General features: G+C 65.8%; 1 protein-coding gene and 1 pseudogene. Both read right to left on the bottom strand.

Going from position 1 to position 2,555, the window contains the following annotated elements:
• Positions 1-343 (bottom strand): annotated as a pseudogene (locus ACIPIA_RS14035) (hypothetical protein); the annotation flags it as partial.
• Positions 344-558: 215 nt separating this feature from the next.
• The gene (locus tag ACIPIA_RS14040) at positions 559-2,469 is read right to left on the bottom strand and encodes an ABCB family ABC transporter ATP-binding protein/permease (RefSeq protein WP_400510438.1); all 1,911 of its coding nucleotides are present in this window, start codon (positions 2,467-2,469) and stop codon (positions 559-561) included.
• Positions 2,470-2,555: the final 86 nt, after the last annotated feature.

Below are 2,555 nucleotides of genomic sequence, written 5' to 3' on the forward strand. Positions count from 1 at the left end.
ACATCTGCGCAACCAGCACAAACATCAGCAGATAGAACGAGAGCATCGCGGTGATCGCGTAGGCGCGGCGCCAGCCACCCTCCAGCCGCTTTCCGTACAGCGCAAACGCGGCGATCGCGACCAGCACGATGTGGATCGCCCCGATGATGTGGGACGGCAGGACACTGTTGAACGGAAAGCCGAAGCCTGTCGCGCTTGTGGCGAAGGCGGTGGACAGAAACACGCCGGTCCAACCCGGCCGGGTATGCCCTCTCAGCAGCCCCGCCGCGACCGGAAACCCGGCCACGATGGCGATCAGGCTGAGCCAGGTGTGAAAACCGACGAATGTCGTGGGATCGAACATGGCAGCCCCCCATGGCTTTGGCCGTGCCGGCGGAGGATGCCGGAAACGTGCCAAAGTTGCGAGCGGTTTTAAACTGGCCTGGGCGGGGCAGGCCGAGGGAGATGCTGCGGGATGGCCGCGCCTGCCCCGACCATCCACGTCTTGCTCGCAGGCCGCCATGCCCTGGACGTGGCATGGCCGTGGACAAACATGAAGGCGTCGGCGACTGATCGTCCTTACGACAGGGTCACGCGAACGCTCTCGCCCTCCGCCTCGGTGGCGCGCTGGAGCGTCGCCTTGGCCTCGTCGACCTCGCGCTGGCGGTTCCACATCGCCGCATAGACGCCATCGGCGGCGAGCAGATCGAGATGGTGACCGCGCTCGACGATGACGCCCTTGTCGAGAACGATGATCTCGTCGGCGTTGACGACGGTGGAGAGCCGATGCGCGATGACCAGAGTCGTCCGGCCTTCGCTGACCCGGTCGAGCGCATCCTGGATCTCCTTCTCGGTGAAGGAATCGAGAGCCGAGGTCGCCTCGTCGAGGACGAGGATGGGCGGCCCCTTCAGGATGGTGCGGGCGATGGCGACGCGCTGCTTCTCGCCGCCCGAGAGCTTCAACCCGCGCTCGCCGACCGAGGTGGCATAGCCCTCCGGCAGGGCGCGGATGAAGCGGTCGATCTGGGCCAGGCGCGCGGCTTCCTCGACCTCTGCCGGCGTCGCCTCCGGACGGCCGTAGAGGATGTTGTATTCGATGGTGTCGTTGAAGAGCACCGTGTCCTGCGGAACCATGCCGATGGCGGCGCGCAGGGAGACCTGCTGGACATCGGCGATGGGCTGGCCGTCGATCAGGATGCGGCCGCCCTGTGGCTCGTAGAAGCGGAAGAGCAGGCGCGAGATCGTCGACTTGCCGGCGCCGGACGGGCCGACGATGGCCACGGTCTTGCCCGGCCCGACCTTGAAGGAGATGCCCCGCAGGATCGGCCGTTCCGGCACATAGGCGAATTGCACGTCCTCGAAGGCGACCTCGCCGGCGGGAACCAGCAGCGGCTTCGCGCCGGTCTTGTCCTGAATCTCGGGATCGCGGCCGATCAGCGAGAACATCTGGGCGATGTCGAGCGTGGCCTGCTTGATCTCGCGGTAGACGGTGCCCATGAAATTCAGCGGCAGGTAAAGCTGGATCAGCATGGAATTGATCAGGATGAGGTCGCCGACCGTGTTGGTGCCGGCCTGGAAGCCGCGCACCGCCATCACCATCGACAGCGTCAGCCCCACGGCGAAGATCGCGGCCTGGCCGAAGTTCAGCCAGGCGAGCGAGGTGTAGGATTTGATCGAGTTGCGCTCGTATAGCGCCATCGACCGGTCGTAGCGGGCGGTCTCGCGGGCCTCCGCGCCGAAATATTTCACCGTCTCGTAGTTGAGCAGCGAGTCGATCGCCTTGGCATTGGCGTCGGTGTCGGACTCGTTCATCGCCGAGCGGATGGCGATGCGCCACTCCGTCGCCTTGATGGTGTAGGTCATGTAGGCCGTGACCATCGCGACGAGCACGACGACGTAGCGCCAGTCGAACAGATAGAGCAGCACGGCGATGATCAGGATGACCTCGATGATCACCGGCACCAGCTGGTTGAGGCCGAGCCGCACCATCTCCTCGATGCCGTTGCGGCCGCGCTCCAGCACGCGGGTCAGGCCGCCGGTCTTGCGTTCGAGATGGAAGCGCAGCGAGAGATGGTGCAGATGGCCGAAGGTCTGCAGCGCGAGCGTTCGCACCGCATGCATGAAGACCGGCGCGAAGATGGCGTCACGCATCTGTACGAAGGCGGAAGAGCCCACGCGGGCGAGACCATAGAGCACCGTCAGCGCCAGCGGTGCGCCGACCAGCCAGGGCAGCCAGCTCTCGAGGTTCGAATAGGTCCCCGCCAAGGCATCGGTCACCCATTTGAAGGTGAAGGGCACGCCCATCAGCACGAGCCGGCCCGCCACCATCAGCGCGAAGGCGGCGACGACGCGGCGGCGCAGATCGGCGCGCTCCGCCGGCCAGAGATAGGGCCAGAGTGCGTGGAAGGTGGCGAAGAAACCGGACCCCGGCTGGATGGCGGCAGAGCGTTGGAAGCTCGGCGCCGGAGGCGGCACTGACGGCGCGGACATTTTCAAACGATTCCAGTTGGCGTGCCCGTATAGACGCAATCGCACGCCGATGCATGCGGGATCGCTCCGCGTCTGCCTGAATACTG

Origin of the sequence: Allobosea sp. CER48 (genome assembly GCF_044752385.1) — a bacterium.
In the GTDB taxonomy this organism is placed as follows: Bacteria; Pseudomonadota; Alphaproteobacteria; order Rhizobiales; family Beijerinckiaceae; genus Allobosea.

Excerpts from the sequence above, each read along its gene's own strand:
- ACIPIA_RS14040 (WP_400510438.1), bottom strand. The coding sequence starts at position 2,469 with ATGTCCGCGCCGTCAGTGCCGCCTCCGGCGCCGAGCTTCCAACGCTCT.